Raw genomic sequence first — 13,981 nt, forward strand, 5'->3', positions numbered from 1 at the left:
GGGCAGGTCACCTTCCGGGCGTCCGAAGAGGAGGACGCGCCGGGCGATCGATGACACCCTGGAGTCGACTGGCCTGATAAGATATCTCGATATCAAGATAAGTTCGGAAGTCGAGTCCTGCAGACGTGGCGAGCGACGCCGTCGGGCAGGAGCGACGGGATGGAGCAGCAGTGAGCGCGGTGAACAGCTTCGGTGCCAAGGGCACGCTCGAGGTCGGCGGCAAGAGCTACGAGATCTATCGGCTGGCAGCCGTCGAGGGGCTGGCGAAGCTGCCGTACTCCCTCAAGGTGCTGGCCGAGAACCTGCTCCGGACCGAGGACGGCGCGAACATCACGGCGGCGCACGTCGACGCGCTCGCGAGCTGGGACCCGTCGGCCGAGCCGAGCACGGAGATCCAGTTCACGCCCGCGCGTGTGGTGATGCAGGACTTCACCGGCGTGCCCTGCGTGGTCGACCTCGCCACCATGCGCGAGGCCGTGGCCGAGCTGGGCGGCGACGCCGCCTCGATCAACCCGCTGTCCCCGGCCGAGCTCGTGATCGACCACTCGGTCCAGATCGACGTGTTCGGCCGTTCCGACGCCTTCCAGCGCAACGTCGAGCTGGAGTACCAGCGCAACCACGAGCGTTACCAGTTCCTGCGCTGGGGCCAGACGGCGTTCGACGACTTCAAGGTCGTCCCCCCGGGCACCGGCATCGTGCACCAGGTCAACATCGAGTACCTGGCGCGGGTGGTCATGACCCGGGAGGTCGACGGCGTGCTGCGCGCCTACCCCGACACGCTCGTCGGCACCGACTCGCACACCACGATGGTCAACGGCCTCGGTGTGCTCGGCTGGGGCGTCGGTGGCATCGAGGCCGAAGCCGCGATGCTCGGGCAGCCCGTGTCGATGCTGATCCCGCGGGTGGTCGGGTTCGAGCTCAAGGGTGAGATCCCCTCCGGCGTCACCGCGACCGACGTGGTGCTGACGATCACGCAGATGCTCCGGCAGCACGGTGTGGTCGGCAAGTTCGTCGAGTTCTACGGCAAGGGCGTGGCCCAGGTGCCGCTCGCCAACCGCGCCACGATCGGCAACATGAGCCCCGAGTTCGGCTCGACGGCGGCGATGTTCCCGATCGACGACGTCACGCTGGACTACCTGCGCCTGACCGGTCGCGACGAGGCGCAGGTGGCGCTGGTCGAGGCCTACGCCAAGGAGCAGGGCATGTGGCTGGCGCCGGAGGCCGACGACTACGTCGAGCCGGCGTTCTCCGAGTACATCGAGCTCGACCTGTCCACGGTGGTGCCCTCGATCGCCGGGCCGAAGCGGCCGCAGGACCGCATCGCGCTGACGCGCGCGAAGGAGCAGTTCCGCGCCGACCTCGAGAACTACGTCGTCGACGGCAACGGCATCGAGAAGAGCCCGGTCGACAAGGAGCTCGCCGACACCTTCCCGGCCTCCGACGCACCGTCGCACGACGCCCATGAGGAGTCCTCGCCGCTGGGCCAGCCGGCGGCGTCGCCGGTCACGCAGTCCGCACGTGCCCACAAGCTGGTGGACGTGACGGCACCGGACGGGAGCACCTACCAGCTCGACCACGGGCGGGTGGCGATCGCATCGATCACCTCCTGCACCAACACCTCCAACCCCGAGGTGATGCTGGCCGCGGGTCTGCTCGCCAAGCGTGCGGTCGAGAAGGGTCTGCAGGTCAAGCCGTGGGTGAAGACCTCCATGGCGCCCGGATCGCAGGTCGTCACCAACTACTACAACAAGGCCGGCCTGTGGCCGTATCTGGAGAAGCTCGGCTATCACCTGGTCGGCTACGGCTGCACCACGTGCATCGGCAACTCCGGTCCGCTGCCCGACGAGGTCTCGCAGGTCGTCAACGAGCACGACCTCTCGGTCGTCTCGGTGCTCTCGGGCAACCGCAACTTCGAGGGCCGGATCAACCCGGACGTGAAGATGAACTACCTGGCCTCGCCTCCGCTGGTGATCGCCTACGCGCTGGCCGGCACGATGGACTTCGACTTCGCCGCCGAGCCGCTCGGCCACAGCGAGGACGGCACCCCGGTGTTCCTCGAGGACATCTGGCCCTCCCCGCAGGACGTGCAGGAGACGATCGCCTCCTCGATCAGCAAGGAGATGTTCACCTCCGACTACGCCGACGTGTTCGCCGGCGACGAGCACTGGCGCGGCCTGGACACCCCCGAGGGCGACACGTTCGCCTGGGACCCGGAGTCGACGTACGTGCGCAAGCCCCCGTACTTCGAGGGCATGACGATCGAGACCGCCCCGGTCACCGACATCGCGGGCGCGCGTGTGCTCGCCAAGCTCGGCGACTCGGTGACGACCGACCACATCTCGCCGGCCGGGTCGATCAAGCCCGACTCGCCCGCGGGGCGCTACCTCGCCGAGCACGGCGTGGAGCGTCGTGACTTCAACTCCTACGGTTCCCGCCGCGGCAACCACGAGGTGATGATCCGCGGCACCTTCGCCAACATCCGGCTGCGCAACCAGCTGCTGGAGAACGTCGAGGGCGGTTTCACCAAGAACCTCCTCACCGGTGAGCAGACCTCGATCTACGACGCGGCCCAAGCCTACGCCGAGGCCGGCATCCCGCTGGTCGTGCTCGGCGGCAAGGAGTACGGCTCGGGGTCCTCCCGCGACTGGGCGGCCAAGGGAACGGCGCTGCTCGGTGTCCGGGCCGTCATCACGGAGAGCTTCGAGCGGATCCACCGCAGCAACCTCATCGGCATGGGCGTGCTGCCGCTGCAGTTCCCGGCCGGGGAGTCCGCGGACTCCCTCGGGCTCGACGGCACCGAGACGTTCGACATCTCCGGCGTCACGGCGCTGAACGAGGGCACCACGCCGCGGACCGTGCACGTCACGGCCACCAAGGTCGACGGCACGGTGGTGGAGTTCGACGCGGACGTCCGCATCGACACCCCCGGAGAGGCCGACTACTACCGCAACGGCGGCATCCTCCAGTACGTGCTCCGGTCGCTGGTCGCCGCCTGAGCACGTCCGAGCACACCGGCGAGCCGGAGCTGCCCACCAGCTCCGGCCGCTGGGACGTGTTCCGTGACGGCCGTGGTCCGACCACGGCAGGCATCCTGCTCGTCATCACGGCGGTGGCGTTCGAGGGCATGGGCGTCGGCACCGCGATGCCGGACATCATGGCCGACGTCGGCACGCTCGAGACCTACGCGTGGCCGTTCGTGGCCTTCCTGGCCTCCTCGGTGCTGGCGACCGTGCTGGGTGGCCGCTGGGCGGATGCGCGCGGTCCCGCCGGACCGCTGGTCACCGGGGTCGCGGCGTTCGGCGTCGGGCTGGTCGCCGCCGGCACCGCCACGGCCCTGCCACAGCTGCTGGTCGGGCGCGCACTGCAGGGGCTGGGTGCGGGTTCGCTGACGGTCGCGGTGTTCGTGCTCGTCGCGCTGGCCTACCCGGTGCAGCTGCGGCCGGCGGTCTTCGGGTGGACCGCGACCGCCTGGGTGCTCCCGTCGCTGCTGGGACCGCCGGCTGCGGCGTACGTCACCGAGACGTGGTCCTGGCACTGGGTCTTCCTGGGCATCGTGCCGGTCGCGCTGCTGGCGCTGGTGATGATGTCGCGGGTGCTGCGGCGGCTGGGCTCCCAGCGCACCGATCGCGGGGACGGACCGCGGCCGGGCGGTCGCTGGTTGCTGGTCGCCGCACCGCTGGCAGCGGTCGGTGTCGCGGCCCTCAGCTGGGCCGGCGAGCGGCCCGGGCTCGCGGTGCTGCCCGTGGCGCTCGTGGCGCTGGCGGTGCTGATCCCGTCGGTGCTCCAGCTGGTGCCCGCCGGCACCCTGCTGGCCCGGCGCGGCGTCGCGTCCACGGTGCTGGCGCGCGGCCTGCTGGCCGGAACGTTCTTCGCGATGAACTCGTTCCTGCCGCTGATGCTGAACCGCCTCCACGACTGGTCGCTCACCGAAGCCGGCGCCGTGCTGATCGTGGGGTCGTTGGGCTGGTCCGCCGCCTCGACCTGGCAGGGCGGGCATCCGCTGCTGCCCCGCCACGTGCTCATGAGGGCGGCGTTCGGGCTGATCGCCCTCGGCATCGCGCTGGTGATCCCGGTGACGCTGGGATGGGTCAGCCCGTGGGTCGCGTTCGTGGCGCAAGCCCTGGCCGGCTTCGGCATGGGGCTGGGGATGCCCGCGGTCTCGCTGCTCGTGATGGGTCACTCCGCACCGGGCGAGGTCGGCTTCAACACGGCGGCCGCGCAGATCCTCGACGGTCTCGCGACCGCCCTGCTGATCGGCGTGGGCGGTGCGCTCACGGCGCTGCTCGGGCTGGAGGCGGGGCTGACGGCGTTGTATGCCGCGCTCGTGGTCATCGTGCTGCTGGGCTCGTTCGTGGCACCGCGCACCGCGCTCACGTCCGCGCCCGCGCACCTGGGCGCGCCCGAGATCAGCTGAGGCGGACGAGGACCTTCCCGGAGGCGTCGGAGTCGGCCGCGATCGCGAAGGCGTCCAGGATCTCCTCGAGCCCGCGCTCGTGGGTGACGACCTGCTCGATCGAGGGGGTCGCGGCCAGCATGGCGATCGCGTCGTCGATCTCGTCGTCGTAGCGGAACGTGCCGCGGAGCTGGATCTCCTTGGAGACGATCGGCGCGAGGTTGACCGGGCGGTCCTCGTTCGGCACGTTGCCCACCTGCACCACGACGCCCCCGGGGGCGCAGGCACGCAGCAGCGCGTGCAGCGTCTGAGGCAGTCCGGCGCACTCCAGGACCACGTCGAACCGCGACTCGGGGAGCGGGGTCTGCGCGACGTCGACCACCTCGGTCACGCCGAGTGCCCGCGCACGTGCGAGCGGCCCCGGGCGGACGTCCGTGCACCACACCTGCGCCGCACCCGCGGCGAGCGCGCCCGCGGCGGCCAGCAACCCGATCGGGCCGGATCCGGACACCAGCACCGAGCGACCCTGCACGCCGCCCGCGACCGTGATCGCGTGCAGCCCCACCGCGAGCGGTTCCACCAGGGCGGCGCGACGCAGCGGCAACGACGCCGGCAGCGGTCGTACCTGCTCGGTGGTGACGACCATGTGGTCGGACATCGCCCCCTGGGTGTGCGGTGACGTCGAGGCGCTGCCGAGGAAGGTCCCGCCGGGCCAGGTGGGTCGGGCGCCCGACGACGGCGGCCCCCACGTCGCGGGGTGCACGGTCACCGGCGTCCCGGGCGCGAACCGGCCCGAGGGATCCAGGTCGATCGTCCCCGACATCTCGTGCCCGGGGATCAGCGGCTCGACGATCCGGAAGATCCCGGCCGCGCCGTCGGAGAAGTAGTGGAGGTCGGACCCGCAGATCCCCACGTACGCGGGTCGGATCCGCACCTGGCCATGTCCCGGGACGGGTGTGGGGACCTCCTCGATCCGCAGGTCCTGCTTGCCGTGAATCCTCGCTGCGCGCACGAGCGCTGATCCTACTGACGACCGATGTCGCTATCCCAGCTGGACCGGCAGCAGCCCCGCTCGGGTCCGCGAGGCGATCTGCTGCAGGGCTTCGCGCAGCTCGGGGAAGCGGAACGTGAAGCCGTCCTCGAGGAGGACGCCGGGATGCACCCAGCGGCTCTTGAGCACGAGCTCAGGCTCGGTCCGGATCACCCGGCCGCCGAGCTCGAGCAGCCACCGCGGCTCCGGGATGCCGAACGGTGCTCCGAAGACCTCCCGCATCTGCGCCATCAGCTCGGCGTTGGTGACCGGGTTGGGCGTCGCGACGTTGACCGGGCCGGACCGGTCGGGGCTCGCGCACAGGTGGTCGATCGCGCGCGCGACGTCCTCGACGTGCACCCAGCTGAACATCTGGCCGCCGTCGCCCATCGGGCCGCCGAAGCCCATCCGGGTCAGGTTGATGATCGGGTTGATCGCGCCGCCGCCCGCCCCGAGCACGATCGACATGCGGAGCGCGACCGTGCGTACGTGGGCCGGCGCGCCCGCGAGCTCCCGCTCCCAGGCGCGAGCCACCTCCACGGAGAACCCGCTGCCCAGCTCGCCGTCGCGCTCGTCCTGCGGGCGATCCCGGGCGTCGCGGTAGATCGTGCCGGTGCTCGAGCTGATCCAGACCGGTGGCGCCGATGCCGTGAGGTGCAGCGCCCGGGCGAGCTGCGCCGTCGTCCGCACGCGCGAGGAGAAGATCAGATCGGCGTTGCGCTTGTTGTACCGGCAGCTGACCGAGCGTCCGGCCAGGTTGATGAGGACGTCGGCGCCCTCCAGCACCCGCGCGACCTCCGCGTCGTCACCCCAGCGCGCATCGGCTGCGGCACCCCGACCGATCGTCCGGACCTGCGTGCCGCGATGCCGCAGCCGGGCCGTGAGGTACCGGCCGATGTAGCCGGAGGCGCCCGCGACGACCGCCGTGCGGATCCGGCTCATGCGTCGAGGTCGACGTCGGGGACGTCGTCGGCGGGTTCGAATCCGAGCACCTGGCCGTAGAACGCGAGCTCGGTCTCGAGGGCGAGCGTGATCGCGTCCGCGCCGCGGAACCCGTGACCCTCGCCCGCGAGCTCGACGTAGGCGACGGGCACGCCGCGCTCCCGCAGCGCCGCGGCCATCCCGGTGGACTGCGCCGGCGGCACGACGCGGTCCTCCGAGCCCTGCAGCAGCAGCACCGGTGCCTGGATGCCCTCGACGTGCTGCAGCGGGGAGCGCTCCGCGTACACCGCTGCCGCCTCGGGGTAGGGCCCCACGAGCCTGTCCAGGTAGCGTGCCTCGAACTTGTGCGTCTCGGCGGCGAGCGCGGCGAGGTCGCCGATGCCGTAGCGCGAGGTCCCGGCCGCGAAGGTGTCGGTGAACGCGAGCGCGGCCAGCGTGGTGAAACCGCCGGCCGAACCGCCACGGATCGCCAGCCGGGCGCCGTCGGCACGGCCCGCCGCCGCCATGGCCGCGGCACCCGTGGCGCAGTCGGCGACGTCGACGATGCCCCACGCCTTCTCGAGCCGTTCGCGGTAGGCCCGGCCGTACCCGGTGGAGCCGCCGTAGTTGACGTCGAGCACCGCGAACCCGCGCGTGGTCCAGTACTGGGTGCCCGGTGCGAACCCGGGGCTCGTCGACGCGGTCGGGCCACCGTGGATCAGCACCAGCAGCGGCGGCAGCTCACCCTGGGGACCGGTGACGTCGGCCAGGGTGGGCGGGTAGTAGAACCCGTGGCCCTGCGCCCCGTCGGCCGCGGCCCACGAGACCGGCTCGGCCTCGCTGATGCTCGCCTCGTCGAGGGTCAGGCTGGTGGAGGAGGCGAGCACCGTCGTCGTGCCCTCCGCGAGCTCGAGCTCGACGACGGCGGCGGGTCGCCGTGGGTGCGAACCCACGAACACGACCCGGTCGGAGGCGGCGGCCATGGCGCCCTCGGGCGACCAGTCGCCGATCCAGGCCTCCAGCTCACCGTTGGCCAGCCGCATGGTGCCCAGCCGACGGCGCCCCTCCTCGACCCAGGACAGCACGAGGTGGTCGTCGTCGAGCACCGCGATCGTGCGGGGCCCGAACGCCCACTGCGGCGCGGAGAACTCGACCTGCGCCGGGTGGAGGTGACGGGTGCGCAGCTCGAGCCAGCCCTCGGGCCGGGCCAGCTCGGTGCGGTACAGGTTCCACCAGCCGGTGCGGTCGTCGACGTGGACGAGGTCACCGGCGGGGGTCCACACAGGCTCCTGCGCCGAGACGTCCGCGCCGCCCGCGACCGCGAGGGCGGGGGAGCGCAGCGTGCCTGCGGCGGTGAGCTCGCCGACCCGGACGGTCGAGCCGTCCCACGGCATGTTGGGGTGGTCCCACGTGACGAAGGCGAGATGGCGCCCGTCGGGGGACAGCCGGGGTGCGTTCACGAAGTCGGTCCCGGAGAACACGACCGCGACGTTCTCGCGGGACTGCGCCGCGCTGCCGTCGAGCGGGATGGCGACCAGCGTCGTCGTCGGGTCGGTCCGGAAGCCACCGGGCTCGCCGTGGTCCTCGGCGACGGCGTAGACCAGCCCCCGTTCGTCGTCGATCACCAGGTCGGCGTACCGGGCGCCGTCCGCCGGCGTGAGCGGGGTCGCCTCGGTGCCGTCGAGCGCGAACCGGTAGACCCGGTCGTCCTCCTTGCGCGAGGCCACGACCACGTCGGACCCGACGGCGAACGCACCGCCGCCGTACTCCTGGGCACGTGAGCGCACGTCGAAGGTGCCGCCGTCGGGTGCCTGCTCGGGCGAGACCCGCGACAGCGAGCCGGCGGCGTCGCGCCGCAGCAGCACGGTGCGTCCCTGCTCCGCGGCGCGGCCCTCGGTCCAGTAGGTGTCGCCGGCGAGGATCGCGACCTCGGACAGGCGCACGCTCGCACCGGCGAGGTCGGAGGCGAGCAGCGGGGACGGCCATGAGCCGTAGGGCAGCGTCGTCACGACCAGCCACCCGGCAACGGCCGGCCCTCCTCGTAGCCGGCCTGCGACTGGATGCCGACGACCGCCCTCTCCACGAACTCCTCGATCGTGCTGGCGCCCGCGTAGGTGCAGGCCGAGCGCAGCCCGGAGGTGATGTGGTCGAGCAGGTCCTCCACACCCGGCCGGTCGGGGTCGATGTACATCCGGGAGTGGGAGATCCCCTCCTCGTAGATGGCCTTGCGCGAGCGGTCGAAGGCTTCGGGCTCGCTGGAGGAGCGGGCGGCGACGGCACGCGCCGAGGCCATCCCGAAGCTCTCCTTGTACTGACGCCCGCCGGCGTCGGTGTGCAGGTCGCCCGGCGACTCGTAGGTGCCGGCGAACCACGATCCGATCATCACCTGGCTGGCGCCCGCGGCCACGGCGAGCGCGACGTCCCGCGGGTAGCGCACGCCGCCGTCGGCCCACACGTGCTTGCCGAGCTCGCGCGCCCGGGTGGCGCACTCGAGCACGGCTGAGAACTGCGGCCTCCCGACGGCGGTCATCATCCTCGTGGTGCACATCGCACCCGGTCCGACACCGACCTTGACGATGTCGGCGCCGGCCTCGACGAGGTCGGTGACGCCGTCGGCCGTGACGACGTTGCCGGCGACGACCGTGATGTCGGGTGCGACCGAGCGCACGGTGCGGAGCGCCTCGATCATCTTGGCCTGGTGGCCGTGCGCGGTGTCGACGACGAGGACGTCGGCGCCCGCCGCCAGCAGCCCTTCGGTGCGACCGGCGACGTCACCGTTGACGCCGATCGCCGCGGCGACGCGCAGCCGGCCGCCGTCGTCGAGCGCGGGTGCGTAGATCGAGGAGCGCAGCGCACCGAGGCGGGTCAGCACGCCGAGGTAACGGCCGTCGCCGTCGACCACCGGCGTGAATCGCCGGCGGTTCGCGTGCAGCTGGTTGAAGGCGTCCCGCAGCGCGGCGTCGCCGCCCCCGGCGATCACGTCGACCCCCAGGGTGGTGACGTCCCGCGACATCATGGTGCCGACCTGCGCGAACTGGTCCGCGCCCTCGCAGTCGCTGCGGGAGATCACGCCGACCGGCCGGTCGCCGTCGAGCACCACGGCGGCTCCGTGAGCGCGCTTGTGCAGCAGCGACAGCACGGTGTGCACGGTGTCGGCTGCGGTGACCGTGACGGCCGTCTCGAGCACGGGGTGGCGCGCCTTGACCCGCTGGATCGTGCGGCTGACCTCGGTGAGCGGGACGTCCTGCGGCAGCACCGCGATGCCGCCGCGGCGCGCCACCGTCTCCGCCATCCGGGCACCGGTCACGGCGGTCATGTTCGCGACCACCACCGGGATCGTGGACCCGGCGCCGTCGACCGGCGTGAGATCGACGTCGAACCGCGACGCGACCTCGGAGCGGGAAGGGACCAGGAAGACATCGGAGTAGGTCAGGTCGTGCGTGAGCTCTCCGGACAGGAACCGCATGGTGTCAGCCTATGTCCCAGCGGGTTTCGGGACGGCTGGCCAGGGCCGCGGGTTACCCTCGCATCCCGTGACGAGCGCCACGTCGACGGGACGCACCTTTCGGCCCGAGGTCCAGGGTCTGCGCGCCGTCGCGGTGGGCCTGGTCGTGCTCTACCACTTCTGGCCGCAGCGCCTCACGGGCGGGTTCGTCGGCGTCGACGTGTTCTTCGTGATCTCGGGCTTCCTCATCACCTCCCACCTGTTGCGCGAGGCGACCAGGGACGGCACGATCTCGCTGCGCGACTTCTGGGCGCGGCGCATCCGGCGGCTGCTGCCCGCCTCGCTGCTGGTGCTGGCGGTCTGCGCGGTGGCGGCGTACGTGTGGGTGTACCCGACGCAGTGGGGGAGCACCGCGCGGGCGCTGATCGCCAGCGCCCTGTACGTGCAGAACTGGGCCCTGGCCGCCGACTCGGTGGACTACCTCGCGCTGGGCACCGCCCCGACGATCGCGCAGCACTTCTGGTCGTTGTCGGTCGAGGAGCAGTTCTACGTGCTGTGGCCGCTGCTGCTCGTGGCCGGGCTCGCGCTGGCGCGCCGGTTCAGGCCGGGGACGCCGCCGGTCCGCACGGCCGCGATCGTCATCGCGGTGGTGGGGCTGGCGTCCTTCGCCGTGTCGGTCGTGATGACGGCGCGCGAGCCCGCCTGGGCGTACTTCGCGACACCGACACGGATCTGGGAGCTCGCCCTCGGTGCGGGTCTCGCGCTGCTGCCGGTCCGGCTGGTCCCGCGAGCGCGGGTCGTGCTCGGGTGGGCGGGAGTCGTCGCGATCGTGGGCAGCGCCGTGGTGCTCGACGGCGAGACGGCGTTCCCGGGCTGGGTCGCCGCGGTGCCGACGCTGGGCGCGGTGGCCGTGATCGCGGCCGGAGCGACCGGTTCCCGGGTCGGCGCCGACCGGTGGCTGAGCCTGCCACCTGCGACGTTCCTGGGAGACGTCTCCTACGCGGTGTACCTGTGGCACTGGCCGGTGGTGGTGATCGCGCCGCTGGCGCTGGCGCGGCAGCTGGGGTGGTCCGAGAAGATCGTCGCGATCCTGCTCGTGGTCCTGGTGTCGTGGGCCACCAAGGTCGGGGTCGAGGACCGGTTCCGGCGACCTCGGCCCCGGGCGTCGACCGCGCCCCGGCGCGCCGGCACCCGTCGCACCTTCGTCCTCGCGGGCGCGGGGATGGCCGTGGTGCTCGCGCTCGGCCTCGGGCTGCGGCTGCAGCAGGACCTGCGGGTCGCCGCTGCCGCCGAGGCGGCGGCAGCCCTGCCGGAGGAGTGCCTGGGACCCGGCGCGCTGGCCGATCCCGAGGCGTGCGGCGGTGTCATGGGCGAGGGTCTGCTGCTCGTCTCGCCGCCCGAGGCGGTGGCGCTGCAGAACGAGGAGCCGCCGGGCTCGGACTGCCAGCAGAACGGTCACGGGACCGCGGTCCTGACCTGCGCGGTCGGTTCGGCCGACGCCGACGCGCCGCTCGTCGTGGTGGTCGGTGACTCGCACGCCACCCAGTGGCTCCCCGCGTTCGACCGGCTGGGGCAGGAGCACGGCTTCCGCGTCGAGTCGTTCACCAAGTCGAGCTGTCCGCCCACGGCCGCAGCGCGGGTCGTCGACACCGAGGACGGTGACGCCGAGGCCGAGTCCTGCCGTGCCTGGCTCGCCGAGGTGGCGCGGGTGGTGGCGGCCGCGCAGCCGGACCTCGTGGTCGTGACCGCGTACTCCTCGGTCTACGGCTACCGGCCGCCGGCCGACGACCTGCTCGGCGCGGCGTCCGACCTCACGGAGGACGCCGCGGTCGACGGCTATGCGCTGCTCTGGCAGGGGTGGGTCGATCAGGGCATCGAGGTCGCCGCCATCGCCGCCGTACCCCGGACCCAGGGCGAGGTCGTGCCCGACTGCCTCGCGGGGCACCCGCGCGACTACGCGGCGTGCGCGACGCCACGCGCCGAGTCGCTGCCGCCCGACCCGCTGGTGGCGGCGGCCGAGCGGAGCGGCGTCGCCGTGGTCGACCTGACGGAGCAGTTCTGCGACGAGACGACCTGCTACCCGGTGGTCGGCAACGTGATCGTGTACCGGGACTACAGCCACCTGTCGGTGGAGTACGCACGCGCGCTAGCGCCCTACCTCGGCACCGCGCTCGACGGTCTCGTCCCGGTCGGGTGAGCGCGCCCCTCAGCCCTTCACGGCGCCGTCGGAGGTGCCCATGATCCGCTTCTGGAACACGAAGAAGAGGATCGCGACCGGGATCGTCATCAGCGCGGCTGCCCCCATCTTGAGCGGGTAGTCGGCAGAGGAGCCCAACGCTCCCGACGTCAGGGACGCCACGCCTCGGGTGAGGTTGAAGAGGTCGCGGTCGCTCGCCGCCACGATGAAGTGCGACAGCTCGTTCCAGGAGCCCTGGAAGCTGAGGATCGTGATCGTGATGAGAGCCGGTCGGGCCATCGGCAGCACGACCGACCAGAACACCCGGAACGGCCCGGCGCCGTCGATGCGTGCTGCCTCTTCCACCGAGGCGGGGATCGACTCGAAGTAGTTCTTCATGATGAACACACCGGCTGCGTCGACCAGCAGCGGCAGGATCAGCCCGGCGAAGGTGTTGTAGATGCCGAGCGTGTTGATCACGAGGAACTTCGGGATCAGCAGCACCACACCGGGTACCGCCATCACCGCCACCAGGCAGCTGAACACCAGCCCACGGCCGGGGAAGCGCAGGCGCGCGAGCGCATAGCCCGCGAGCGAGTTGAAGAACACCCGTCCCGCCGTCACGGCGAGGGTGACGACCACCGAGTTGCGGAACCAGAGCGGGTAGTCGGAGGAGCCGAACAACCGCTGGTAGGCGTCGACCGTCCACACCAGCGGCATGCCCAGAGGGTTCGCCACGGCGTCGGCGTTGCCCTTGAACGAGGTGAGCACCTGCACCACGAACGGGTAGATGTAGACGACGGCCAGGAGGACCAGCACCGCCATCGTGACGGCGGTGCCCAGCCGCGACCCCTGGCCGGCCCGGTGGGTCGTGGTCGCCGCCATGTCAGCGACCTCCCTGCGCATCGGCGGCGAGGGTGCCGTCGGAGAGCACGAAGCGCTTGCGTCGCGGCACGGTGTCCCGCTCTCGCAGCACCCATCGCTGGACCGCGGTCATGGCGACGATGATCGCGAACAGCACGAAGGCGATCGCGGCGCCCTGACCCCACCGGTTGCCGGTGAACGAGGTCTGGTAGGACAGGAACGCGGGCGTGAGCGTCGTCTTGCTCGGACCGCCCGCCTCGCCCGCGGTGTAGATCTGGTCGAACACCTGCCAGGTGCCGATCAGGCCCAGCGTGATCACGGTGAACAGCGTCGGCCGCAGCATCGGGACCGTGATGAGGCGGAAGCGCTGCCAGCCGCTGGCGCCGTCCATCACGCCCGCCTCCTCCACCTCGCCGCCGATGTTCTGCAGCGCGGCGATGAACAGCAGCATGAAGGTCCCCGACGTCGTGAAGATCGCCATGATGATGAAGACCGACATCGCCAGGCTCGGGCCGGCGAGCCAGTTCCACCAGGAGACGCCGAGGAGCGGGCTGCCCTGGAGCGCCACCGGCGCGGAGTCGACGCCCAGCCCGGCCAGCAGGATGTGGAGCACGCCGCGCGCGTCCTGGGTCCAGTTGGGACCGTCGACCCCGATCGTGGCGAGCAACCTGTTGACCGCGCCGGAAGCCGTGAAGAGGAAGAGGAACAGCGAGGTGATCGCCACCGTGCTCGTCACGGACGGGAAGTAGAAGGCGGTGCGGAAGAACCCGCGCGCCTGGAGGATCCGCCTGTTGACGAGCACGGCCAGCGTCAGGGACACGATGGTCTGCAGCGGCACGACGAGCATGACGTAGTAGACGTTGTTCCGCAGGGCGGTGCCGAAGTCCTGCCGTTGCAGCCCGGGGTCGCTGAGGATGGCTGCGTAGTTGTCGACGCCCACGAAGCCGGCAGCACCACCGAACGGGTTCCCTCGCCCGTTCCAGTCCGAGACGCTCACCCACGCCGCCATCGCGATCGGGATCACGAGGAACACACCGAGGATCACGATCACCGGGGTGATGAAGAGCCAGCCCGACAGCGCCTGGCCACCGCTCGCCGACCGGCGCGCGCCACCGGGACGCGGAGCGCGCCGGGGCTGGTCGTCGCTCATGA

General features: G+C 71.8%; 9 protein-coding genes. 3 read left to right on the plus strand and 6 right to left on the minus strand.

What is annotated here, in order from left to right:
• Window positions 1-170: 170 nt before the first annotated feature.
• Window positions 171-2,996: an aconitate hydratase gene (locus GPA04_RS02375; RefSeq protein WP_156221924.1), complete on the plus strand. Its 2,826-nt coding sequence runs from the start codon at window positions 171-173 to the stop codon at window positions 2,994-2,996.
• A 56-nt stretch (window positions 2,997-3,052) separates the two neighbouring features.
• On the plus strand, window positions 3,053-4,414 hold the full coding sequence (locus tag GPA04_RS02380; protein WP_156221926.1) for an MFS transporter: 1,362 nt from the start codon (window positions 3,053-3,055) through the stop codon (window positions 4,412-4,414).
• Here GPA04_RS02380 and GPA04_RS02385 read toward each other — a convergent pair.
• Genes GPA04_RS02385 through GPA04_RS02400 form a run of 4 tightly spaced genes read right to left on the minus strand, consistent with a single transcriptional unit; the run spans window position 4,407 to window position 9,810 of the window.
• Window positions 4,407-5,405, minus strand: a complete 999-nt coding sequence (locus GPA04_RS02385; protein WP_156221928.1) for a zinc-binding dehydrogenase — start codon at window positions 5,403-5,405, stop codon at window positions 4,407-4,409. The two genes, GPA04_RS02380 and GPA04_RS02385, sit on opposite strands and share 8 nt — an antisense overlap.
• A 30-nt stretch (window positions 5,406-5,435) precedes the next feature.
• Window positions 5,436-6,365 (minus strand): TIGR01777 family oxidoreductase, encoded by a 930-nt coding sequence (locus GPA04_RS02390; protein WP_156221930.1) that lies wholly within the window; start codon window positions 6,363-6,365, stop codon window positions 5,436-5,438.
• Entirely contained in the window at window positions 6,362-8,353 is a 1,992-nt protein-coding gene (locus GPA04_RS02395) for a S9 family peptidase (protein ID WP_206674081.1), read from the minus strand. Before GPA04_RS02395 ends, GPA04_RS02390 begins: the two co-directional genes overlap by 4 nt.
• Complete coding sequence (locus GPA04_RS02400; protein ID WP_156221932.1) at window positions 8,350-9,810, minus strand: GuaB1 family IMP dehydrogenase-related protein; 1,461 nt, start codon at window positions 9,808-9,810, stop codon at window positions 8,350-8,352. Before GPA04_RS02400 ends, GPA04_RS02395 begins: the two co-directional genes overlap by 4 nt.
• 67 nt (window positions 9,811-9,877) lie before the next feature.
• On the opposite strand from GPA04_RS02400, the gene GPA04_RS02405 reads away from it, so the two are divergent.
• A complete protein-coding gene (locus GPA04_RS02405; RefSeq protein WP_162458499.1) occupies window positions 9,878-11,986 on the plus strand; it encodes an acyltransferase family protein in 2,109 nt (702 codons plus the stop codon).
• A 9-nt stretch (window positions 11,987-11,995) separates the two neighbouring features.
• Here the strand turns inward: GPA04_RS02405 and GPA04_RS02410 are convergent, their stop codons facing one another.
• A complete protein-coding gene (locus tag GPA04_RS02410; protein WP_156221937.1) occupies window positions 11,996-12,850 on the minus strand; it encodes a carbohydrate ABC transporter permease in 855 nt (284 codons plus the stop codon).
• Between the two features lies 1 nt (window position 12,851).
• On the minus strand, window positions 12,852-13,979 hold the full coding sequence (locus GPA04_RS02415) for a carbohydrate ABC transporter permease (protein ID WP_156221939.1): 1,128 nt from the start codon (window positions 13,977-13,979) through the stop codon (window positions 12,852-12,854).
• Between the last annotated feature and the right edge of the window lie 2 nt (window positions 13,980-13,981).

This window comes from Pseudactinotalea suaedae (genome assembly GCF_009733815.1).
GTDB classification, from domain to species: domain Bacteria; phylum Actinomycetota; class Actinomycetes; order Actinomycetales; family Beutenbergiaceae; genus Pseudactinotalea; species Pseudactinotalea suaedae.

Bases quoted from the DNA above. Each gene is read 5' to 3' on its own strand.
- GPA04_RS02390 (WP_156221930.1), bottom strand. From the start codon at position 6,365: ATGAGCCGGATCCGCACGGCGGTCGTCGCGGGCGCCTCCGGCTACATC.
- GPA04_RS02400 (WP_156221932.1), bottom strand. From the start codon at position 9,810: ATGCGGTTCCTGTCCGGAGAGCTCACGCACGACCTGACCTACTCCGAT.
- GPA04_RS02410 (WP_156221937.1), bottom strand. From the start codon at position 12,850: ATGGCGGCGACCACGACCCACCGGGCCGGCCAGGGGTCGCGGCTGGGC.
- GPA04_RS02415 (WP_156221939.1), bottom strand. From the start codon at position 13,979: ATGAGCGACGACCAGCCCCGGCGCGCTCCGCGTCCCGGTGGCGCGCGC.